We start from the raw sequence: 21,620 nt of genomic DNA on the forward strand, positions 1-21,620 counted from the left end.
GCTGCTACTGTCTCGCCTCTCGCGAGTCCCCTTAGGAAGACCGTAAATGCCAAGCTTTGCAGCAAACCTCGAGAAGACCCTCCACGCAGCGCTCAGCGACGCGGGCGAGCGTCGGCACGAATATGCCACGCTCGAACATTTGCTGCTTGCTTTGATTGATGACGAGGATGCGGCGCAGGTCATGACCGCCTGTGGCGTCGACCTCGACGAACTTGGCGGCGTGGTGCGCCAGTATCTCGAACAGGAATACCAGTCGCTGAAGTCGGACGATTCCAGCGATCCGCAGCCGACCGCCGGATTCCAGCGGGTGATCCAGCGCGCGATCCTGCATGTCCAGTCCTCGGGCAAGGACACGGTAACCGGCGCGAATGTTCTGGTTGCCCTTTTCTCCGAACGCGACAGCTATGCGGTCTATTTCCTCCAGCAGCAGGACATGAGCCGCCTCGATGCAGTGAGCTTCATCAGCCACGGCATCGGCAAGGGCGGCAAGCAGATCGAGAGCCGCCCGCCGCAGGGTGCCGAAGAGGCCCAGGCCGAGACCGAGGAAAAGGGCGACGCCAAGGGCAAGAAGGAAACCGCGCTCGACCAGTTCACCGTCAATCTGAACAAGAAGGCGGAAGACGGCAAGGTCGACCCGCTGATCGGCCGCGGACCGGAAGTCGATCGTACGATCCAGATCCTCTGCCGTCGCTCGAAGAACAACCCGCTCTATGTTGGCGATCCCGGTGTCGGCAAGACCGCGATTGCGGAAGGTCTGGCACGCAAGATCGTCGAGGGCGAGGTGCCCGAAGTGCTGCAGAACGCGGTGATCTACTCGCTCGACATGGGCGCGCTGCTTGCCGGCACGCGCTATCGCGGCGACTTCGAGGAACGCCTCAAGCAGGTCGTCAACGAGCTTGAGGGCATGCCCGACGCGGTGCTCTTCATTGACGAAATACATACGGTGATTGGCGCCGGTGCGACGAGCGGTGGGGCGATGGACGCGTCGAACCTGCTCAAGCCCGCTCTGTCGAGCGGCGCGATCCGCTGCATCGGCTCGACCACCTACAAGGAATTCCGCAACCACTTCGAGAAGGATCGCGCCCTGCTGCGCCGGTTCCAGAAGATCGACGTGAACGAGCCGACGGTCGAAGACACGATCAAGATTCTCAAGGGCCTCAAGAGCGCCTTCGAGAACCACCACAAGGTCACCTACACCGCCGATGCACTGAAGACCGCGGTCGAGCTGTCGGCGCGGTACATCAACGACCGCAAGCTGCCCGATAAGGCGATCGACGTGATCGACGAAGTCGGCGCGATGCAGATGCTGGTGCCGCCGAGCCGTCGCAAGAAGAAGATCACCGCCCGCGAGATCGAGGCGGTCATCGCGACCATGGCGCGGATCCCGCCCAAGTCGGTAAGCAGCGACGACAAGAAGGCGCTCGAGAACCTCGAACGCGACCTCAAGCACGTCGTCTTCGGCCAGGACGCTGCGGTCGAGAAACTGTCGACCGCGATGAAATTGAGCCGCGCGGGCCTGCGCGACCCGGACAAGCCGATCGGCTCGTTCCTGTTCAGCGGCCCGACCGGCGTCGGCAAGACCGAAGTCGCGCGCCAGCTCGCCAGCATCATGGGCATCGAACTGAAGCGCTTCGACATGTCCGAGTACATGGAGCGCCACAGCGTGTCCCGCCTGATCGGCGCGCCTCCGGGCTATGTCGGTTACGACCAGGGCGGCCTGCTGACCGACGCTATCGACCAGAACCCGCATTGCGTCCTGCTGCTCGACGAGATCGAGAAGGCGCATCCGGACCTGTTCAACATCCTGCTGCAGGTGATGGATAACGGGCGCCTGACCGATCACCACGGCAAGACGGTCGATTTCCGCAATGTCGTCCTCATCATGACCACCAATGCCGGCGCGGCAGACATGGCACGGCAGGGAATCGGTTTCGGCGACGTGAGCAAGGAGGATGCGAGCGAGGAGGCGGTGAAGCGCATGTTCACCCCCGAATTCCGCAACCGCCTCGATGCCGTGGTGCCGTTCAGCTACCTCGCCAAGAACACCGTCGCCCGCGTGGTCGACAAGTTCATCCTCCAGCTCGAATTGCAGCTCGCCGAACAGAACGTCGACATCCAGTTCGACAAGGAGGCGCGCACCTGGCTGGGCGACAAGGGTTACGACAGGCTCTACGGCGCCCGCCCGATGGCGCGATTGATCCAGGAGAAGATCAAGCAGCCGCTGGCCGAGGAATTGCTGTTCGGCAAGCTTGCCGACGGCGGCGAGGTTCAGGTCACGATCAAGGACGGCAAGCCCTCCTTCGAACTTACCCCCGCTCCTCCCAAGGCGAAGCCGGCGAGAAGGAAGGCCGTCGCAAAGAAGAAACCTGCGCCGAAGAAGCCGGCCGCAGACACCAGTGAGGGCGAAGCCAAAAAATAGGCCGCGTCTCTACCGCACGAAACCAAGGGGCGACTTCGGTCGCCCTTTTTTTGTCGTTCAACCGAAGATACTTGAGCGCCTTTGGCCTTCCCCTTACCCAGTCAGTGAACAAGAGGGGCACTTGAATGACTGTTTTGCGGGTGGAAAACCTCACCAAGCGGTTCGATGGCGTGCTGGCGGTGGACGATCTCACCTTCGCGGTCGAACCCGGCGAGATCTTCGGCTTTCTGGGCGGCAATGGCGCGGGCAAGACCACTACCCTGCGCATGGTGCTCGACATTATCCGCCCCACATCCGGCCGGATCGAGGTGCTGGGAACCTCACCCGACCGTCGGAACTCGGCGGCCATCGGCTTCCTGCCGGAAGAGCGTGGACTCTACAGCCACATGACCGCGATCGACACGATCGTCTATTTCGGCCGCCTCAAGGAAATGGATGCGAAGCTCGCGCGCGAGCGTGGCATGGCGCTGCTCGATCGTTTCGATCTCGGCGAGCGCGCCAGGAGCAAGATCGGCGACATGTCGAAGGGAATGGCCCAGAAGGTCCAGCTGGCCTGCTCGCTGGTCAACGAGCCCGAACTGCTCATGCTCGACGAGCCCTTCTCCGGCCTCGACCCGGTCAACCAGGGATTGCTCGAAGAAGAGATCCTGCGCGCCTCGCGCCGCGGTGCTGCAGTAATCTTCTCGACCCACGTCATGCAGCACGCCGAACGGCTTTGCGACCGGCTACTGCTGCTGCGCAAGGGCAAGAAGCGGTTCGAAGGAACCCTCGACGAAGCGCGCGCACTTCTCCCGACCCGCATCGCCGTGGTGGCCCGGCCAGACATCGCCAACGTAACCGGGGTCATCGGGGCCACCGCCAGTGATGAAGCCGGTGAAGGCTGGACACATTACGAGCTGCAATTGCAGCCCGGCACTTCATCGGAAACGATCCTCGAACACTGCACCGCAAACGGGATCGGGGTCAGAAGGTTCGAGGAACATCGCGCCTCGTTGCATGAGGTGTTCGTCGAACTGGTCGGCGATGCGGGAGTAAAGCAATGATGGACAACGTCCTCCTCGTCGCCAAGCGCGAGTTCCGCCAGATCGTGGCAATGAAAAGCTTCTGGCTGACCCTGCTGCTCCTGCCCGCGGCGCTTGCTATTGGCCCCCTCTTCGCACGCGGCCTCGACGAGCCGGAATCCCAGCGCGTGGTCGTCATCGACCGGGCGGGAGGAACGGTGAGCGATGCGATCGCCGCCCGCTTCGGCATGGAGGCCGATCGTCACATGATGCGCGACCTCGCGCGGTATGTCCAAAAGCACAGGATCGAGGGGAAAATCCCCGATGCGAAGTGGGCGAAAAGCGATCGCTGGTTCTCGGACACAGATGTTCTGGCATTCCGCAAGGAAGGTGGCGTTGATGCAGCAATCACGCGAATTGACGCGATCCGGGGAAAGGACACGCCGGAGTTCAAGAGCCACGCCCCGGCCTATGTCGTTGCCCGGGCCGACGAGCGACTGACCCAGGCAGGTGACGACGCGCTACAGGACGGGGTTGACGACCTCTTCCGGCAGAACAAGGAAAACAAGGATATCGGTGCCGACTATGTGGTGCTGGTCGGCTCCGAATTCCCACGCGACCCGAATGTGCGCCTATGGTCGAGCGAACAGCCCGATTCCGACTTCGTCCAAACTATTCAGGACGTGCTGACCGGAGAGTTGCGGCTCGGCCTGCTGCAATCGCGCGGCGTCGCGCGCGACGAGGCACGCGTGATCCAGGATGCGCGGCCCGCGATCGCAGTCACCGCGCCACCTCCCGGCGGAGGTGCCAAGGAAGCGGTGTTGATCCGCTCCATCCTTCCTCTCGCCGCAGCCTACATCCTGATGCTCAGCCTGCTGATGTCTGGCAGCTGGATGCTGCAGGGCTCGGTCGAGGAGAGGTCGAACAAGCTGATCGAAAGCCTGCTCGCATGCATCCGCCCCGACGAGTTGATGTACGGCAAGCTGCTCGGTTCGCTGGCCGTCGGCCTCTCGATGATCGGTGTCTGGGTCATTTGCGCCGCAGTCGCTGCCTTTGCCACACAGGGTGCGATTGCCGACATGATCCGTCCTGCGCTCGAACCGCTGACTTCGCCATTCAACATCGTGACGATGATCTACTTCTTCATCCTCGGCTACGTCGCCATCTCGATCATCTTCGTCGCCATCGGCGCGCTGGCGGATTCCATGAGCGAGGCACAGGGCTATCTCATGCCGGTCATGCTGCTCATCCTCCTGCCAATCACCTTCCTGATCAACTCGGTCGTTGCCGGAAAGGAAGGGCTGTTCATCCAGGTGCTCACCTGGGTGCCGCTATGGACACCCTTCGCGGTCCTCGCGCGACTGGGCATGGGGATCGAGGTCTGGGTGGTGCTGGCGACCGGCGCTTTCCTCGCCGCCTTCGTCATCCTCGAACTGGTTTTCCTCGGCCGCCTGTTCCGGGCGAGCCTGCTGGCCACAGGGCAGAAACCCGGTTTGCGACAGCTGGTGGAGCGCCTCAAACCCGCAAGGGAATGAGGTTGCCGGGAACACTTGCCCGCCTCCCTGCTTGAATCGGGAATGGCCGCGCCCTTCTCCTGGATAAGACCCGAGCCGCACGGCATCCATGTCGTCCCCGCAGATTGCTGGATCGATCCCAGCCGCCCGGTGGACATGGCGCTGGTGACGCATGGCCATGCCGACCATGCCCGCGGCGGACACGGTCAGACAGTCGCTACTCCGGAGACGCTGGCGATCATGAAGTTGCGCTACGCAACTTCCGATGGGGCCATGCCCGTCGCCTATGGCGAGACGATCCGTCTGCGCGGCGGTGTCGACGCGACATACATCCCCGCAGGTCACGTCCTGGGCAGCGCACAGATCCTTCTCGAGCACGCAGGCGAGAGGGTGGTGATCACCGGCGACTACAAGCGACGACCCGATCCGACCTGCCCACCCTTCCAGGTTACGCCCTGCGACATCTTTATAACCGAGGCGACGTTCGGTCTGCCGCTCTTCACTCATCCCCCGATCGAGGAGGAGATGGCGAAGCTGCTCGATCGCCTGTCCGCGCATCCCGATCGCTGCGTGCTGGTGGGTGCCTACGCGCTGGGCAAGGCGCAGCGGGTCATCGCCGAACTGCGCCGCGCGGGACACCGCGAGCCGATCTACCTGCACGGCGCGCTAGAGAAGATGTGCCGGCTTTACGAGGAGCACGGCGTAGATCTCGGCGAATTGCGGCTCGTCTCCGATTATTCGAAGGACGACATGCGCGGTGCGGTCGTGATCTGCCCGCCCAGCGCGCTGAACGATCGCTGGAGCCGTCGTCTGCCCGATCCGATCACCGCCATGGCAAGCGGCTGGATGCGCGTTCGCCAGCGCGCCCGGCAAAGGAATGTCGAATTGCCGCTGGTTATCTCCGACCACGCGGATTGGGGCGAGCTCACGCGGACCATCAAGGAGGTAGGAGCCGAAGAGAACTGGATTACCCATGGGCGCGAGGATGCGCTGCTGCGCTGGTGCCAGCTCCACCAGCGGCGCGCCCGTGCGCTGGCGCTCGTCGGCTACGAGGACGAGGACGACTAGGAGTGGAGGAATTCGCCGCCCTGGTCGACGCGCTGGTCTACACGCGCAGCCGCAACGAGAAGCTCATGCTGATTGCGGAGTATCTGCGAGCGACACCCGATCCCGATCGCGGTTGGGCTCTCGCGGCGCTGAGCGATGGCCTCGATTTCCCCGCAGTGAAAAGTTCGACCATCCGCACCACGCTGATGGAGCGCATCGACCCCGTGCTGTGGACGCTGAGCCGCGATTTCGTTGGGGACACGGCCGAGACCGCGAGCCTTCTCTGGCCCGCTCCCGATGCCGCGCCCAGTCCGCCTACGGTTAGCGAGGCGGTAAACATGCTTGACGCCATGAATCGCAAGTCCGTGCAGGCCGAGTTGCCCAAACTGCTGGACCGGCTCGATCCTTCCGGGCGCTATGCGCTGCTTAAACTCGCGACCGGCGGCATGCGCATCGGCGTCTCGAGCCGACTTGCCAAGACCGCCTTCGCGCAAGCCTTCGATGTCACGGTCGAGGAAGTCGAGGAATACTGGCACGGTCTTACCCCTCCCTATGCCGAGCTATTTGCCTGGGCCGCGCATGGCGAGGCACCGCCCGATACCGAAAACCTGCCGACCTTCCGCCCCTTCATGCTCGCCCATCCGCTCGAGGAGACGGTAGTAGATCTCGCCGACTACGCCGCCGAGTGGAAATGGGACGGGATCCGCGTCCAACTCGTACGCGCAGGTGACGAGACCCGGATCTATTCGCGCAGCGGAGACGACATTTCGGCAACCTTCCCCGAATTGCTCGATGTCCTCCCCTTTTCAGCGGTCCTCGACGGAGAACTGCTCGTGCGTGGCGCGCATCAGGGGGGCGAGGAAGGGGGTGCGGCGAGTTTCAACGCACTCCAGCAACGGCTCGGACGCAAGACCGTCAGCAAGAAGATGCTCGCCGACTACCCGGCCTTTGTCCGGCTCTATGATGCGCTCATCATCGAGGGCGAGGATCTGCGCGAGAGGCCGTGGATCGAGCGACGTGCGCGGCTCGAGACGCTGATGAGGCGCCTGCCCGAAAGCCACTTCGACCTGAGCCAGGTCGTCGAGGCCCGCGACTTCGAGCACCTTGCCGCCATCCGCGAGACCGCGCGTGACGACGCGATCGAAGGGCTGATGCTCAAGCGCAAGGACAGCCCCTACATCGCCGGGCGCCGGGTCGGATATTGGTACAAGTGGAAACGCGACCCTCTGCTGGTCGATTGCGTGCTGATGTATGCCCAGCGCGGCAGCGGCAAGCGTTCGAGCTTCTACTCCGATTACACCTTCGGTTGCTGGGATGGCGACCCCGACCGGGGCGCGGAACTGCTGCCCGTCGGCAAGGCCTATTCCGGTTTCACTGACGAGGAACTCAAGAAGCTCGATCGCCATGTGCGCCAGAACACCGTCAACCGTTTCGGTCCGGTGCGGGAGACCGACAAGAGCCTGGTGTTCGAGGTCGCGTTCGACAGTGTCCATGAATCCAGGCGCCACAAATCGGGTCTCGCCATGCGCTTCCCGCGCATTCACCGGATTCGCTGGGACAAACCGCCGCACGAAGCTGACCGGATCGAGGCACTGAGAGCGCTGATCAGGGATTGATTTCGCGCCAATGCACGGCAAGCTGCAGCTCGTGCATCGATACGACCCCGCCCGCCAGAAGCTGGCCATCGGCCTCGCCTTCCTCGCAGGGGCAGTCGATGCCACTGGCTTCCTCGCGACCGGCGGCTATTTCGCCTCCTTTATGTCGGGCAACACGACGCGACTGGGCGTGGACCTCGCCACGACTGCGGGTGCGATCCTGCTTCCGCTGGCGATCATCGGCAGTTTCGTTTTCGGAGTCGTCGTGGGCGCGATTGTTGACGGACGCTGGCCCACATACCGAAAGCGCACCCTTCTGCTGGGCGTGTCAGCGCTGCTCGGCACGGGGGCCCTTGCGCATTCACTTGGTTCCACCTTCGGCTTTCTCCTGCCGGCAGCTTGCGCGATGGGCCTCGCGAACAATGTCTTTTCCAAGGATGGCGAAGTGACTGTCGGCGTCACCTATATGACAGGCGCGCTCGTGCGCTTCGGGCAAGGGGTCGCCGCGCGGCTGACCGGCCGGTCGGCGCAGGGCATGCGGGGTTACGGCCTGCTGTGGCTTGCCCTTGCACTCGGCGCTTGTGGAGGCGGATGGGTCTATGCCCGCAATCCGGTCATTGCGCCGCCGCTCCTTTGCGCTCTCGCCGTGCTGCTTTTCAGTTCGTCGTGGCTGATCGAACGCACCGGACCCATTGATATGGAAGCGGCGCAACCCTAGCTGGCAGGGACCTGAGGGGAGAGAACCATGTCTTACGCCACTGCCGCGCTCGCCACTTACGCCAACATGCTTGGAACGCTTGACCACCTGGTCCGCAAGGCGAACGAGCACGAGAAGGGTACCGACCTGCTGGAAGCCCGCCTTGCGGAGGACATGTATCCCCTTCACACGCAAATCCGCTTCACTGTCGGTCAGGTGATTGTCGCGCTGGACCGCCTGGGCGAGTTGGGCCTGGAGTCCGACGACAGCGACATCGTTGATTACGCCGACGCGCACGCAAGGATCGCCAAGGCGCAGGAACTTGTCGCCGACACCGACGCCTCCGGCTGGCCTGCTTCCGATGCCACTGTCGAGTTCGACCTGCCCAACGGCATGGTCTTCTCCATGCAGGCGCACGAGTACATCCGCGACTGGGCGATGCCCCAGTTCTACTTCCACCTGATGACCGCCTATGCGATCCTGCGGAAGGAAGGCCTCGCGATCGGCAAGGCCGACTACGTGCCCTTCATGATGAAGTACCTGAAGACACCCGCAAACACCTAAAGCGCAATTCCCAGCAGCTTCTCGCGCGAAGTTGCGCCGCGCAACAACTCGACCCTGGACGGTGCAAGATCGAGTGCCTGGGCGACGAGTCGAACGACCGCCTCGTTCGCGGCTCCGTCCTGTGGTTTGGCGCGGACTTTGACAGAAACCTTGCCGTCCTCGACCGTGATCGCCTCGCCCCGTGCGCCGGGAGTGGCGCGGATGGCAAGCCGGCCTTCGGCATCGATCAAGGCACGAAGGGCGGCGGGGTCGGGAAGCTCAGCTCTTGAGCGCTTCATCGACTGCCGCGGCGTGGTGCTTCGCATTCTCGGCATAATGCGCGACGCCCATGCGCATCCCCATGATCGCGGCATCGTTCAGTTCGCGCATCAGGCGCGCCGGGCGCCCGCCCCACAATTCTCGCGGGCCCATGACCTTGCCCTCCGTCAGCATGGCGCCTGCCGCCAGCATCGCGTCGGAGCCGATCACCGCCTTGTTCATAGCGATCGCGCCGAGCCCGACGAAGCCCCGATCCTCGATCCTGCAGCCGTGTATCATCGCCATATGGCCAACCAGAACGTCGTCACCGATGATGCAGGGTGAGCCGTCGGGATCACCCGGGCGCTCGGGATCGCAGTGGACCACGGTGCCGTCCTGGATGTTCGAGCGCTCGCCGATGACGATACGGCTGACATCGGCGCGCAGCACGCAATTGTACCAGACCGAGCTGCCGGCGCCGATCGTGACATTGCCGATGATGGTGCAGCCCGGCGCGATGAAGGCGGTCTCGTGGATTTGTGGCGTATGGCCGTGGATCGGGACGATGTTCACCCCGGGGCGATGCACGCTCATCGGGCGCTCTCCCACTGTTCCTTGGTAATCGAATAGAGAATCGTCGTGCGATCCTCGGGCGGATAGGCGGGATCGTCGAAATCGAGATCCTTGCGCCGGACCATGCCGAGCTTTTCCATCAGCTTCCAGCTGGCGACGTTGAGATCGCTGGTGAGCGCCACGACATGCGGGGCATCGACGCGCCCGAAAGCCCAGTCGAGCACTGCACGCATCGCTTCCTCGGCGTAGCCCCGGCGCCAGCGGTCCTCGCGCACCAGCCAGCCAACCTCGTGGTCCCCGAGATTGCTCGCCAGCGGATTGTCGACCCGTTTGATCCCGCAATGACCGACCATTTCGCCGGTCGCCTTCTCGATCATGAACAGGAAGCTGAAGCCTTCCTGCGCATAGAGTGCACGCGACTTGGCGTGCTTGGCTTCGATTTCGTGCAGTTCCTTCACGCCGCCCAGCCGCTCCATCACGGCAGGCGTGTTGAGCAGGCGGTCCTGTTCCACCGCGTCGCCCTCGTCGATGGTGCGCAGGATCAGGCGCTCGGTTTCAGCGATGATATCAGCCATGCCAGTCCTCCCGTGCGATCGAGTAGACGATGATGGTCGGATCCTCGTCATCGAAATCGGCACTATCGAAATCGAGATCTTCGCGCCGACGCATGCCGAGGCGCTTCATCAGTCCCCAGCTCGGGACGTTCTTGTTCACGGTGAAGGCAACGACCTCGTCGGCCCCGAACCGGTCGAAAGCCAGATCGAGCGAGGCGCTTGCAGCCTCCTTCGCATAACCCTTGCCCCAGGCATCCTCGCGCAGGCGCCAGCCCACTTCCATCAGGCCCATCGGTCCGCCTGCCTGATTGGAGCGCTTGAGGCCGCAAAAACCTAGGATCGCACCATCTTCCTTGCGTTCGATGCACCAGAAGGTGTGGCCGTGATCGCGCTCGTAGGAAAGCAGGCGTCCCTGTGCGGCAAGGCGCTTGTCCTCGTCGCAAACGCCGCCTAGCCAGCGCATGACTTCGGGCGTGTTGGTCGCGCCCCAGAAAAGGTCCCAATCCTCGTCGCGCCAGTCGCGCAGGACCAGCCGCTCGGTCTCGTGCCGGAAGTTGCCCATCGCCGTCAGCCGTTCAGCAGGCGCGCAGCCACGGGCGCATGATAGGTGAGCACGCCGGAACAGCCGGCGCGCTTGAAGCCGAGAAGCTTTTCCATCAGCAGCGCATCACGATCGGCGACGCCTGCCGCAGCGCCCGCTTCGATCAGCGCATACTCGCCGCTGACCTGGTAGGCGAAGACCGGTACGCCAAAGCGTTCCTTGGCGCGCCAGATGATGTCGAGATAAGCGAGGCCCGGTTTGACCATGACGCTGTCTGCGCCCTCCGAAATGTCCATGGCGATTTCGCGCATGGCCTCGTCGCCATTGGCCGGGTCCATCTGGTAGCTTTTCTTGTCACCCTTGAGCAGTCCGCCAGACCCCACGGCGTCACGGAACGGGCCATAGAAGGCCGAGGCGTACTTCGCCGAATAGGCCATTATCTGGACGTTGGGATGATCATTCATCTCCAGCGCCATGCGGATGGCGCGGACGCGGCCATCCATCATGTCCGATGGGGCGATGATATCGGCGCCCGCATTGGCCTGGTTGACTGCCTGGTCGACCAGCACCGCAACCGTGTCGTCGTTTACGACGTATCCCCTATCGTCGAGCAAGCCGTCCTGACCGTGGCTGGTATAGGGGTCGAGCGCGACATCGGTCAGGATGCCGACATCGCTGCCACAGGCATCGCGAACCGCCTTGATTGCCCGGCACATGAGGTTGTCGGGATTGAGCGCCTCCGCCCCGTCGTCGCTGCGACGGTCCGGTTGGGTGTTCGGAAACAAGGCGACGCAGGGAATGCCCAGATCGAGCGCTTCCTTCGCACGCTTTGCGATGCCATCCACGGACCAGCGCGAAACCCCCGGCAGGCTTGCGATAGGCTCTTCGACGCCCGCGCCATCGGTCACGAACAGCGGCCAGATCAGGTCTGCCGGGGTGAGCAGCGTCTCGCGATGCATGGCGCGGCTCCAGGCCGTGGCACGGGTGCGGCGCAGGCGGGTCGCAGGATAGGATGCACTTGTCATGCGCACCGTCTGCCGGAAGGCGCGGCGCTGCGCAATCGCAGCAGATGCGTCAGCGCAGTTTCTTGGGCGTCTCGATGCGGTCGATCTCGCGTAGCGGTTCTTCTGCCACGACCTCGTTGGGTGTTGGCTGAAGATCGCCGAGTGCAGCTCCCGGTTCGACCTTCTTGAGGGTCGAAAGAGTTTCGCGGAAGCGCAGCAGCTCCGCGCCGCTCAGCTGTGCGCGGGTGACATACTTGACCGAAGCCGGATCGACCGCGCGGCCATTACGATACATCTCGTAGTGGAGATGCGCACCGGTGGATAGGCCAGTGGAGCCCACGTAGCCGATTACCTGCCCCCGGCGCACTGACTGGCCGCGATCCACTGCCATGCGACTCATATGGCAGTATCGTGTGTCGATTCCGCCTTCGTGGCGCAGCTTGACTGCATTGCCGCAGCCGCCAGCGCGACCGGCCGACAGCACGCGACCGTCGGTGACGGCGACGATGGGTGTGCCGTAGCTGGCCTTGTAGTCGAGGCCCGAGTGCATGCGGGTATAGCCGAGGATCGGGTGGCGTCGCATGCCGAACCGCGAAGAAGTGCGGCCCGGCACGGGGGCCATGAGTCCGCCACGCTGCTCGCCCACGCCGGAAGCCTCGTAGAACTGGCCGTCCTTGCCCCAGCGCATCAGCTGCACGCGCGACTTGTCGCCGCGATCGATGCCTGCATAGAGCAGCTGGCCCGCCTGACGCTCGCCAGTCGCTGCGCGACGATGGGCGATGATGAAATCGAAGGTGTCGCCCGCGCGGATATCGCGATCGAGATTGATCTGCTGGCTCAGCGTCTTGAGATAGCTCTGCACCGCACTCGCCGGAGCGCCTGCAGCGCGGGCGGAGCGATAGAGGCTGTCACCCACGGTTCCGCGAATGCGCAACGGGGTTTCGTCGACGCGGATCGGCTTCTTGATCAGCGAGAGATCGCCGCCTTCGTCGAGGCGTGCCACCGAAAGTTCGAGATCGAACCGGGCGCGGAAGGCGAGTTTCTCGAGCGGGCGCGGCTCGCCCGGCGAGGGGCGGCGGCCAAGGACGATGTCGACCTGCGTGCCGGGCTGGATTTCCGCCAGAGCGATGGCGCGGCTGACCATGTCGGTGACCGATTGGGTGTCCGAAGAGCCCATCCCGGCGCGACGGAGCATGGTTTCGAATCCGTCGCCGCGGGCCAGTGTGGCTACCAGCTCGATCCTCGGCCGTTCGGGTGCCTCGGCCAGCGGTGCGACGAGCGAAGTTGCGCCCATGTGGCGCCCGCTGTCGCCACCGAGGGCAAGCGGCATGATCATCTGGCTGCGGTATTCATCGCGCACGGCATCGTTGAGGTCGACTGCCGGTGCGGCCTCCAGCGGTTCGAAACTCGGCCAGAAGCTGAGCGCGAAGGCGGAAAGGCCGACCAGCGTGCCAAGGCCCCGGAACCAGCGCTTGCTGCCGATTTCCGCACCGAGATCGGGCGCCATGTCCAGCGTGCCGATACGCGACGACAGATTGTCGCGCAGTTCGGCCCATGAAAACCTGGGAATGCCGGGAGCGGCAACGATCTGGTCGTGCGCGAGCGCAACGGCCGGCCCGTTCAAGCCGCCGAGCGATGCCTGGGCATCTTTCTCGCTATCGTCCCCGTGGGACCAATACACGCCTGACCCTCCGTCCAAGGTCCAACCGGCGTGAACGGTAGGACCTGACCCTTGCGGATCTGTTGCCCGCATTTCCTGACGAAACAAAGTAAAGGTGCGATTAACATGCGTCCACCCGAGTCCGTATTGCGGTGAATCGAGGATGATCTGCGCCCGGTGGTTGCGATGCCCAACCGCCGCTGCCACTTAGGCTTGGTGCAGGACAGCGCGATCAAGGCGGTTCTCGGACCCACCAATACCGGCAAGACGCATCTGGCGATCGAACGCATGTGCGGCCATTCGAGCGGTTGCATGGGCTTCCCGCTGCGATTGCTGGCGCGTGAAGTCTATGACCGCGTCCGCGCAATCAAGGGCGACGCGCAGGTTGCCCTCATCACCGGCGAAGAACGGATCGAACCGAAGAATGCGCGCTACCTGTGTTGCACGGTCGAGGCGATGCCGCGGGACGGTGCGAACGCGGCCTTCGTCGCCCTGGACGAAGCGCAACTCGCCGCCGACCGCGAGCGTGGACACATCTTCACCGACCGCCTTCTGAATACGCGGGGTCGCGAAGAAACCATGCTGCTGGGCTCGGCAACCGTGGCGCCGCTGGTGCGCGAGCTGGTCCCCGAAGCCGAGATTTCCGATCGCCCTCGCTTTTCGACCCTCACCCACATCGGACCGCGCAAGCTCTCGCGCCTGCCTCCGCGGAGCGCGATCGTCGCCTTCAGCGCAGACCAGGTTTATGCGGTGGCGGAGATGCTGCGGCGCTTCCGCGGCGGCGCGGCCGTGGTCATGGGCGCGCTGAGTCCCGAGACCAGGAACAAGCAGGTCGCGCTCTTCCAGTCGGGCGAGGTCGATTACATCGTCGCCACCGATGCCATCGGCATGGGTCTCAACCTCGATGTGAACCACGTCGCCTTTGCCGGCCTCACGAAGTTCGACGGCGTGCGCCAGCGCCGCCTGCTGCCCGCAGAAATGGCGCAGATTGCCGGTCGTGCCGGCCGTCACCAGCGCGACGGAACCTTCGGCACCCTTGCCGGACAACGCGGCCCTGCCCCCGAATTCACCGAAGAAGAGATTTACGCGATCGAGGAACACCGCTTCGCGCCCCTGACCCATCTCTTCTGGCGCGAGCCCGAACCGCGCTACGACAATCTTGCGACCCTCATCGCCGATCTCGAGGCACCGCCCCTGGATCCCGTCCTTCGCCTGGCGCCGGAGGCAATTGATCTTGCGACGGTGAAGCGGCTTGCCGAAGAACCGGTCTCGGCAAACGTGCGTACTCCGGGGATGGTCAGGCGGTTCTGGGAAGCCTGCTCGCTGCCCGACTTCCGCCAGCGAGGCCCGGATGTCCACGCCCGCTTTGTCGCGCGTCTTTGGCAGGATCTTTCGGAAGGCTATCTCGGTGCGGATTACGTCGCTGCGCGCATCTCCGAACTCGACAACATGGCGGGCGACATCGATACGCTGCAGGGGCGGATCGCCGCGATTCGCAGCTGGGCCTACATCTGCCAGCGGCCCGACTGGGTGCTGGCGCGTGACGAAATGGCGTCGCGCTCGAGAGCGGTGGAGGCAAAACTGTCGGATGCGCTCCATGCGCGGCTGACCGAAAGATTCGTGAACCGGAGGACGGCAATCCTGATGAAGTCGCTGGGTGAAGACGCCGGCATGTTGCCTATCGAACTGGGTGAGGACGGCAGCGTGACCGTCGATGGCGAGCATCTCGGCAAGGTCGAGGGGTTCCGCTTCGTCGTCGATTCGGGTGCGCGGCACGAAGATCGCCGGATGCTGCTGGCCGCGGCGGAAAAGTCGCTCCCGCGCATTCTGGGCGAGCAGGCCAAGGCACTTGCGGCGTCCGATATGGCTGATGTCGAGATCGCACGCGGTGCCTTGCGTTGGAGAGGCGAGGAACTGGCCCGCCTGGAATTCCGCGACGGCACCGTGACGCCGATCCTGCAACCGACCCGCGAAGTCTCGGCGCTTCCGGAAGCGGCACGAACCACCTTGCTGGCAGCGCTGCAGGCCCTTGTTGCCGCGCGCCTTGCCCCCCTCGAAGCGCTGGAGAAGTTGCACGCCGCGGCGCGCGACCCGGAGGCCGGATCCCAGGCACGCGCGCTGTTGCTCAACATCATAGCCGGACACGGCTTCGTCTCTCGCGAACGCGCGGGCATCGAACATCTGCCCAAGGAAATGCGCCCCTTCCTGCGCAAGATCGGCGTGACATTCGGTGCCCTCGACATCTTCGCGCCAGCCCTGCTCAAGCCTGCGCCGCGCCAGCTGCTCGCCTCGCTCGGGATTGATCGCCGCCCCCTGCAGGACGGCATGTTGCCGGTCATTGCCGGCGGGAAGCGTCTGCCAAGTGGTTACCGTCCGGCGGGCGATCAGGCGATCCGGGTGGACCTGGCGGAGAAAATCCTGCGCGCGGCGCACGAGGTCCGCGCCAAGGCCCAGGCCAAGGATCGCCGCCGCAAGTTCGTTCTCGACCTCTCGCTTCCAATCTCGATCGGACTCGAGGAGAAAAACGCCGTCCGCCTGCTCGGCAGCGCGGGGTTCCGTGTACAGCATGCCCGCAAGCTCCCCGAAGGCGCTTTCGGCCCTGCGCGACCCGACCTTTGGGAATGGCGCCCCGCACGGCGCAAGCAGGAACGCCAGGCTCCCGCCGCACCCCGCGAGGGAAGCGCCTTTGCCGCCCTTGCCGATCTCATGCGGTAAGGGGCCCGGATGCGGATCGACCGCCTGCTCTGCCATTTGCGCTTCGTGCGAACGCGCAGCGCGGCGCAAAAGCTGGTCGAGCAGGGTTATATCCGCCGGAACGGAGAGCGTGTCGTGCGTGGCTCGCACGAAGTACGCGTGGGCGATGTACTGACGATTCCGCTGGGCAATCTGGTGCGCCTTGTCGAGATTCTCGAGCTTCCCGAACGTCGCGGACCGCCGCGTGAAGCACAGGCATGCTATCGGGAGCTTGACCCCAAAGGATAATCGGCCCTAGCAGCGGTTTTCAGGGAAACACTTCAAGGGACCAGACTACCCATGACCTATGTCGTCACCGACGCCTGCATCAAGTGCAAGTACACCGACTGCGTCGAGGTCTGCCCGGTCGACTGTTTCTACGAGGGCGAGAACATGCTCGTCATCAACCCCAGCGAGTGCATCGACTGCGGCGTGTGCGAGCCCGAGTGCCCGGCCGAAGCGATTCTCCCGGATACCGAGGACGGTCTCGAGAAGTGGCTCGAGCTCAACACGAAGTTCTCCGCCGAGTGGCCGAACATTACGCAGAGCAAGGAACCGCCGGCCGACGCCGACGAGCACAAGGGCGAAGAAGACAAGTACGACAAGTACTTCTCCGCCGAACCCGGCGAAGGCGACTGATCCCGCGCGCCGCCCGGCGCGATTCCATCCCCCGGAAGCCAGCATTCAATTGCGATTCGCAATTTTGTTGCGAGTGTGCTATATAATGCAACAACTGCACCGGTTTGCTCCCGGTCAGGTGTTAAGACTGAAAGGGCAGGCCACCCCGTAACGCCATCCAAGGAGTTCACCCGCGCACCCTGATACGGGGCGCGGCCCGACCTCTTCGTGACGCTGCGGCCCCCAACAGGACCTGCCCTGACGAAAGGATGGAATGCATGGCTAGCCAGGCGAATGCCTTCGATGTCGGCGATTATGTTGTTTATCCCAAGCACGGTGTCGGCCGTGTGATCGAGCTCCAGAGCGAGGAAATCGCCGGTATGCAGCTCGAACTCTATGTCCTGCGTTTCGAGAAGGAGCGCATGACGCTCCGCGTTCCGACCAACAAGGTCGAATCGATCGGCATGCGCAAGCTGTCGAGCGACAAGACGCTCAAGGAAGCGATGGAAACCCTCAAGGGCAAGCCCAAGGTGAAGCGCACCATGTGGTCGCGCCGCGCCCAGGAATACGAGGCCAAGATCAATTCGGGCGAAATCGTGCTGATTGCCGAGGTGACCCGCGACCTGTTCCGCCCCGACGACCAGCCGGAGCAGAGCTATTCGGAGCGCCAGATCTTCGAAGCGGCCTCGAGCCGACTCGCCCGCGAACTCGCGGCGATGGAGAAGACCGACGAGCCAACCGCACTCGAAAAGATCCTCGAGGTCCTGCGCGAACACGCGCCACAGTATTACGACAACACCGAAGACGCCTGATCGACAGGCGACATTCGGAACTCGACGAGGGGCCGCTCCGCAAGGGGCGGCCCCTTTCGCTTGCCTTGCCCTCGCTCTCTCACCGTATTATATCGGCAATACGGACAGTCGGAAACGAAGGGAAGAATTCCGCTATGATCCACAAGATACTCAAGGGCCTCGCGCCGCTGGCCGCTCTCGCAGGAGCGGCAATGGTTTCCGGTTGCGATGGCGTGAACATCCAGATCGGCGATAGCGACGCGGTCCCGCTGGCCGAACTCGACATGAGCGGTCCCGCGCCCAAGGAACTCGTGGTCGCCGGCCCGGACAAGGTTGTCGTGCGCGACGGCGACAAGCTCGACATCGACGTGTCCGGCGATGCCGACGCGGTCGACGCGCTGCGCTTCTCGATCGACGACGGTACGCTCGCCATCTCGCGCGAGAAGAACAGCTGGAAGGACAAGGGCTCGGCCACCGTCACCGTCACCCTGCCCGAGCTCAATGGCCTGGTGGTCGCCGGATCCGGCGACATCGACGTCGAGAAGATGACCAACAAGGCCGAAGTCACCATTGCCGGTTCGGGCCGCGCCAAGGTTGCCGATCTCACTGCCGAGAAATTCGACATGACCATCGCCGGATCGGGCGACTTCGAGGCAGCAGGCGCAGTCGACAATCTCGACATGACCATTGCCGGATCGGGCCGCGCCAGAATGGCCGGGCTGAAGGTCGAAAAGGCCGACATATCGGTTGCCGGATCGGGCGAGGCGGAATTCTCGTCCGATGGCAAGGTCGATGCCTCGATCGTGGGTTCGGGTCGCGTGACCGTCCTTGGTCGCGCAAACTGCACCGTGAGCGCGGTCGGCTCGGGCAAGCTCAATTGCAAGCCCGCCAAGAGCAGTGAGGAAGCTGCGCCTGCACCGGAAGCGCCCGAGGCGCCCAAGGCACCGAAGGCTCCCAAGCCCCCCAAGGGCTAAGTTCATCGAAGGCTAAACATTCAAGGGCTAGGCGAGGCGGCGAAAGGTATTCGCATGCGTCGCCTAGCCCTCCTGATTCTACCTCTTGCCAGCCTCGCCCTTCAGGGGTGCCTGGCCAAGACCGCTCTCGACGTCGCGACGGCGCCAGTGAGGATCGCGAGCAAGGGCGTGGACCTTGCGACCACCAGCCAGTCCGAAGCCGATGAGAAGCGGGGCCGCGAGATTCGGCGGCGCGAGGAGCGGCTCGGCAAGCTGCAGCGCCAATATGAAAGGCAATTAGACGATTGCCAGGAAGGCAATCGCGGCGCGTGCGACGACGCCACGCGTACTTATGCCGAAATGCAGCAGATCATCCCGACAATCCCGGTCGAACCGGAAGACTAGTCCGGCGGCGTTGCGGCGCGGCGCAGTCGGTCGTTGATCGCGATACCGATCCCGGTCTCGGGGACGGGCGCGACGGCGATCTGCTTCTTGTCCGACAGCGCTCCTTCGTGAAGGCAGGCATAGAGGCGGGACGCCGCTTCGGTGACATCGCCGCTCTCGGAAAGTGAGCAGTCCCCGCCGACATCTCCAAAACCGATCATAAAGTCGTCTGGCGCAACTTCCGTGGCGTTCAGGCGTACAGGCTTGCCCGGAGCATAATGGCTCGCGAGCTGACCGGGGGCCTCGATCCCCGTCCCGTTGCTGGATTCGCCAAAGTCGAGAGGTCCCGGCCGCAGAACTTCAATAGTCCCGTCCGCGCGCACCGCGACAATGGTCGATTCGACTCCCGCAAGGCAGGCGCCCGCCTCGATCAGCGCATCGATGCGCCCGTCCAGCGATACTCGGACATGCTCTGGAGTGGTCGGGCTGATGAACCCGCTCCGATTCGCAGACGGAGCGGCGATCGGAAGATCCAGTTCCGAAAGCAGCGCCTGCATGACCGGATGATCGGGCATGCGAAGTGCAACAGTATCGAGCCCTGCACTCACGGCAGCTGCGATTTGCGCTTCTGGCAGCCGGGGAAGCACAAGTGTCAGGGGCCCTGGCCAGTAGCGGTCCATCAAGGCACGGGCGGTTTGGTCGATGACTGCCAGTCGTGCTGCCTGTTCGACCGAGTGAACATGTACGATCAACGGATTGAAGCTCGGTCGCCCTTTCGCTTCGTAAATCCGCGCCACCGCCTCGTCACTGTCGGCGCGGGCGGCAAGGCCGTAGACCGTCTCGGTCGGCACGGCGACAAGCCCGCCGTCACGCAGGATTTGCGCCGCACGCGCGATTCCCTCCGCGTCCGCCAGTATCGTTTCCGTAGCGTATTTGCCGACCATGCCCGCGCGCTATATCTGCAGGGCGACAAAGCCAAGAGGAATGCCGACGTGCCCTACACCGCCGCCACCCAGGACCAGCTGCTCGCCATCCGCGTGAATGCCGGAATCGAGGAGCTTGCGCAGAGCGAGAAGTTTGCCGCCGCAGAGCCTGACATGGTCGAGGCAATCGTCGAAGGCATCGGCCAGTTCGCCGCCGGGGAATGGGCGCCGCTCAACCGGCAGGGTGATCTCGAAGGCGCCAAGCTCGAAAACGGCGTTGTCCGCCTGCCGGACGGATTTGCGCAAGGCTACCATGCCTATGTCGAGCAGGGCTGGAACGCGATTTCGGGGCCGACCGAGTTCGGGGGCCAGGGCCTGCCCTTCACGCTCTCGTGCAACGTGCTTGAAAACCTCGGAACGGCAAACATGGCGTTCAACCTGCTGCCGATGCTCAGCGTCGGCGCGATCGAGGCGCTGGAGCACCACGGATCCAAAGAGCTTCAGGACAAATACCTGCCGAAGCTCGTCAGCGGCGAATGGTCGGGAACGATGAACCTGACCGAGCCGCAAGCCGGCTCCGATGTCGGCGCGCTCCGTTCGACCGCAGTGCCGATCGAGGACGGCGAACATGCGGGCAAGTATCGGATCAAGGGTCAGAAAATCTACATCACCTGGGGCGAGCACGAGCTTTCGGGGAACATCATCCACCTCGTCCTCGCACGATTGCCCGATGCACCCGAGGGGACCCGCGGAATCTCGCTCTTCATCGTGCCCAAGTATCACGTGAAAGCTGACGGTTCGCTGGGCTCCAGGAACGACCTGCGCTGCGTCAGCATCGAGCACAAGCTCGGCATCAACGCCTCGCCCACATGCGTCATGAGCTATGGCGACAATGACGATTGCATCGGCGAACTGGTCGGCGCTCCCAACCGCGGCCTGGCGGCCATGTTCACGATGATGAACAATGCCCGCATCAATGTCGGCAACCAGGGCGTGCAGATCGGCGAGCGCGCGACGCAGCAAGCGCTGGAATACGCGCGCGACCGCGTCCAGTCGGCCCGGGCCGGTTCGCCTGATCGAGCTCCGGTGGCGATTATCGAGCATCCCGACGTGCGCCGCATGCTGCTGCGTATGAAGGCGCTTACCGAGGGCGCCCGCGCCCTGCTCTACTACACTGCAGGGCAGGTCGACCGCGGTACGCTGGGCAACGCCGAAGCGGCCGCTCGGGGCGAGGTTCTGACACCGCTGATCAAGGCATGGGGCACAGATGCCGGCATCGAGGTCGCAAGCCTCGGCGTGCAGATCCATGGCGGTATGGGCTTCATCGAAGAAACCGGCGCCGCCCAGCACTGGCGCGATTCGCGCATTGCGCCGATCTACGAAGGCACCAACGGTATCCAGGCGGCCGATCTCGTAACGCGCAAACTGGGCATGGAAGATGGCCAGGCCATGATGGCGCTGATTGCAGACATCGCCTCGGGGGCCGCGAAGGAACCGGCACTGCACGCCCTTGCCGGCGAATGCGCAACCATCGCCGAGTGGATGCGCAGTGAGGCGAGCCTCGACGACCGGCTTGCCGGCTCGGTGCCCTTCTGCACCATGCTGGCGGTAGCAACGGCCGGTTGGCAGTTGGCTCTGCAACTTCGCGCGATCGAAGCCGGAGCGGCGCCCGCGCTCGCCACCGCCAAAAAGGCCAGCGTGCGCTTCTTCCTCGACCGCATCGTGCCAGAGGCGATCGGCCTCAGGGCAGGCGCTATGGCTGGTGGTTCAGGCCTCTACGAGATCAGCACCGAACAGCTCCTCGGCTGAGAA

21 protein-coding genes are annotated in these 21,620 nt (G+C 64.0%); 14 read left to right on the forward strand and 7 right to left on the reverse strand.

Annotated elements, in window-relative coordinates; genetic code table 11:
• The first annotated feature begins 46 nt into the window (after positions 1-46).
• The 7 genes from clpA to IRL76_RS12660 all read left to right on the forward strand — a co-directional run bounded on the left by clpA (position 47) and on the right by IRL76_RS12660 (position 8,837).
• A complete protein-coding gene (gene clpA / locus IRL76_RS12630) occupies positions 47-2,419 on the forward strand; it encodes an ATP-dependent Clp protease ATP-binding subunit ClpA (RefSeq protein WP_200981673.1) in 2,373 nt (790 codons plus the stop codon).
• Positions 2,420-2,544: 125 nt separating this feature from the next.
• Positions 2,545-3,462 carry an ABC transporter ATP-binding protein gene (locus tag IRL76_RS12635; RefSeq protein ID WP_200981674.1) on the forward strand — a complete coding sequence of 306 codons (918 nt, stop codon included), beginning with the start codon at positions 2,545-2,547 and terminating at the stop codon, positions 3,460-3,462.
• The gene (locus tag IRL76_RS12640) at positions 3,459-4,955 is read left to right on the forward strand and encodes an ABC transporter permease (RefSeq protein WP_200981675.1); all 1,497 of its coding nucleotides are present in this window, start codon (positions 3,459-3,461) and stop codon (positions 4,953-4,955) included. The genes IRL76_RS12635 and IRL76_RS12640 overlap by 4 nt, the downstream gene beginning before the upstream one ends.
• A 42-nt stretch (positions 4,956-4,997) precedes the next feature.
• A complete protein-coding gene (locus IRL76_RS12645) occupies positions 4,998-6,002 on the forward strand; it encodes a ligase-associated DNA damage response exonuclease (RefSeq protein WP_200981676.1) in 1,005 nt (334 codons plus the stop codon).
• Positions 6,003-6,004: 2 nt separating this feature from the next.
• Positions 6,005-7,597: a cisplatin damage response ATP-dependent DNA ligase gene (locus IRL76_RS12650; RefSeq protein ID WP_200981677.1), complete on the forward strand. Its 1,593-nt coding sequence runs from the start codon at positions 6,005-6,007 to the stop codon at positions 7,595-7,597.
• 10 nt (positions 7,598-7,607) lie between these two features.
• Complete coding sequence (locus IRL76_RS12655; protein WP_200981678.1) at positions 7,608-8,294, forward strand: YoaK family protein; 687 nt, start codon at positions 7,608-7,610, stop codon at positions 8,292-8,294.
• A gap of 27 nt (positions 8,295-8,321) precedes the next feature.
• The gene (locus IRL76_RS12660) at positions 8,322-8,837 is read left to right on the forward strand and encodes a DUF1993 domain-containing protein (RefSeq protein ID WP_200981679.1); all 516 of its coding nucleotides are present in this window, start codon (positions 8,322-8,324) and stop codon (positions 8,835-8,837) included.
• Here the strand turns inward: IRL76_RS12660 and IRL76_RS12665 are convergent.
• The 6 genes from IRL76_RS12665 to IRL76_RS12690 are packed head-to-tail and all read right to left on the reverse strand — an operon-like array spanning position 8,834 to position 13,427.
• Positions 8,834-9,115, reverse strand: a complete 282-nt coding sequence (locus IRL76_RS12665; protein WP_200981680.1) for a DUF167 domain-containing protein — start codon at positions 9,113-9,115, stop codon at positions 8,834-8,836. The genes IRL76_RS12660 and IRL76_RS12665 overlap by 4 nt on opposite strands.
• Positions 9,096-9,668, reverse strand: coding sequence for a gamma carbonic anhydrase family protein (locus IRL76_RS12670; protein ID WP_200981681.1), 573 nt, complete (start codon positions 9,666-9,668; stop codon positions 9,096-9,098). The genes IRL76_RS12665 and IRL76_RS12670 overlap by 20 nt, the downstream gene beginning before the upstream one ends.
• Positions 9,665-10,222: a GNAT family N-acetyltransferase gene (locus IRL76_RS12675; protein ID WP_200981682.1), complete on the reverse strand. Its 558-nt coding sequence runs from the start codon at positions 10,220-10,222 to the stop codon at positions 9,665-9,667. The genes IRL76_RS12670 and IRL76_RS12675 overlap by 4 nt, the downstream gene beginning before the upstream one ends.
• Positions 10,215-10,763 (reverse strand): GNAT family N-acetyltransferase, encoded by a 549-nt coding sequence (locus IRL76_RS12680; protein ID WP_200981683.1) that lies wholly within the window; start codon positions 10,761-10,763, stop codon positions 10,215-10,217. The genes IRL76_RS12675 and IRL76_RS12680 overlap by 8 nt, the downstream gene beginning before the upstream one ends.
• Before the next feature lie 5 nt (positions 10,764-10,768).
• Positions 10,769-11,767 carry a porphobilinogen synthase gene (gene hemB / locus IRL76_RS12685; RefSeq protein ID WP_200981684.1) on the reverse strand — a complete coding sequence of 333 codons (999 nt, stop codon included), beginning with the start codon at positions 11,765-11,767 and terminating at the stop codon, positions 10,769-10,771.
• Positions 11,768-11,816: 49 nt separating this feature from the next.
• Positions 11,817-13,427, reverse strand: coding sequence for a M23 family metallopeptidase (locus tag IRL76_RS12690; RefSeq protein ID WP_246449779.1), 1,611 nt, complete (start codon positions 13,425-13,427; stop codon positions 11,817-11,819).
• Between the two features lie 165 nt (positions 13,428-13,592).
• On the opposite strand from IRL76_RS12690, the gene IRL76_RS12695 reads away from it, so the two are divergent.
• The 6 genes from IRL76_RS12695 (at position 13,593) to IRL76_RS12720 (ending at position 18,906) form a co-directional block, all read left to right on the forward strand.
• Entirely contained in the window at positions 13,593-16,121 is a 2,529-nt protein-coding gene (locus tag IRL76_RS12695; RefSeq protein ID WP_200981686.1) for a helicase-related protein, read from the forward strand.
• A 9-nt stretch (positions 16,122-16,130) separates the two neighbouring features.
• Positions 16,131-16,388, forward strand: coding sequence for an RNA-binding S4 domain-containing protein (locus IRL76_RS12700; protein ID WP_200981687.1), 258 nt, complete (start codon positions 16,131-16,133; stop codon positions 16,386-16,388).
• 51 nt (positions 16,389-16,439) lie between these two features.
• Entirely contained in the window at positions 16,440-16,778 is a 339-nt protein-coding gene (gene fdxA, locus IRL76_RS12705) for a ferredoxin FdxA (protein ID WP_200981688.1), read from the forward strand.
• 257 nt (positions 16,779-17,035) lie between these two features.
• Positions 17,036-17,569 (forward strand): CarD family transcriptional regulator, encoded by a 534-nt coding sequence (locus IRL76_RS12710; RefSeq protein WP_200981689.1) that lies wholly within the window; start codon positions 17,036-17,038, stop codon positions 17,567-17,569.
• A 134-nt stretch (positions 17,570-17,703) separates the two neighbouring features.
• The gene (locus IRL76_RS12715; RefSeq protein WP_200981690.1) at positions 17,704-18,522 is read left to right on the forward strand and encodes a head GIN domain-containing protein; all 819 of its coding nucleotides are present in this window, start codon (positions 17,704-17,706) and stop codon (positions 18,520-18,522) included.
• A 54-nt stretch (positions 18,523-18,576) separates the two neighbouring features.
• Positions 18,577-18,906, forward strand: coding sequence for a hypothetical protein (locus tag IRL76_RS12720; protein ID WP_200981691.1), 330 nt, complete (start codon positions 18,577-18,579; stop codon positions 18,904-18,906).
• Here the strand turns inward: IRL76_RS12720 and IRL76_RS12725 are convergent.
• Entirely contained in the window at positions 18,903-19,829 is a 927-nt protein-coding gene (locus IRL76_RS12725; protein WP_200981692.1) for an L-threonylcarbamoyladenylate synthase, read from the reverse strand. The genes IRL76_RS12720 and IRL76_RS12725 overlap by 4 nt on opposite strands.
• Positions 19,830-19,877: 48 nt before the next feature.
• Here IRL76_RS12725 and IRL76_RS12730 point away from each other — a divergent pair, with 48 nt between their 5' ends.
• Positions 19,878-21,617, forward strand: a complete 1,740-nt coding sequence (locus tag IRL76_RS12730; RefSeq protein WP_200981693.1) for an acyl-CoA dehydrogenase family protein — start codon at positions 19,878-19,880, stop codon at positions 21,615-21,617.
• The last annotated feature ends 3 nt before the right edge of the window (positions 21,618-21,620 follow it).

Source organism: Qipengyuania soli, from assembly GCF_015529805.1.
In the GTDB taxonomy this organism is placed as follows: Bacteria; Pseudomonadota; Alphaproteobacteria; order Sphingomonadales; family Sphingomonadaceae; genus Qipengyuania; species Qipengyuania soli.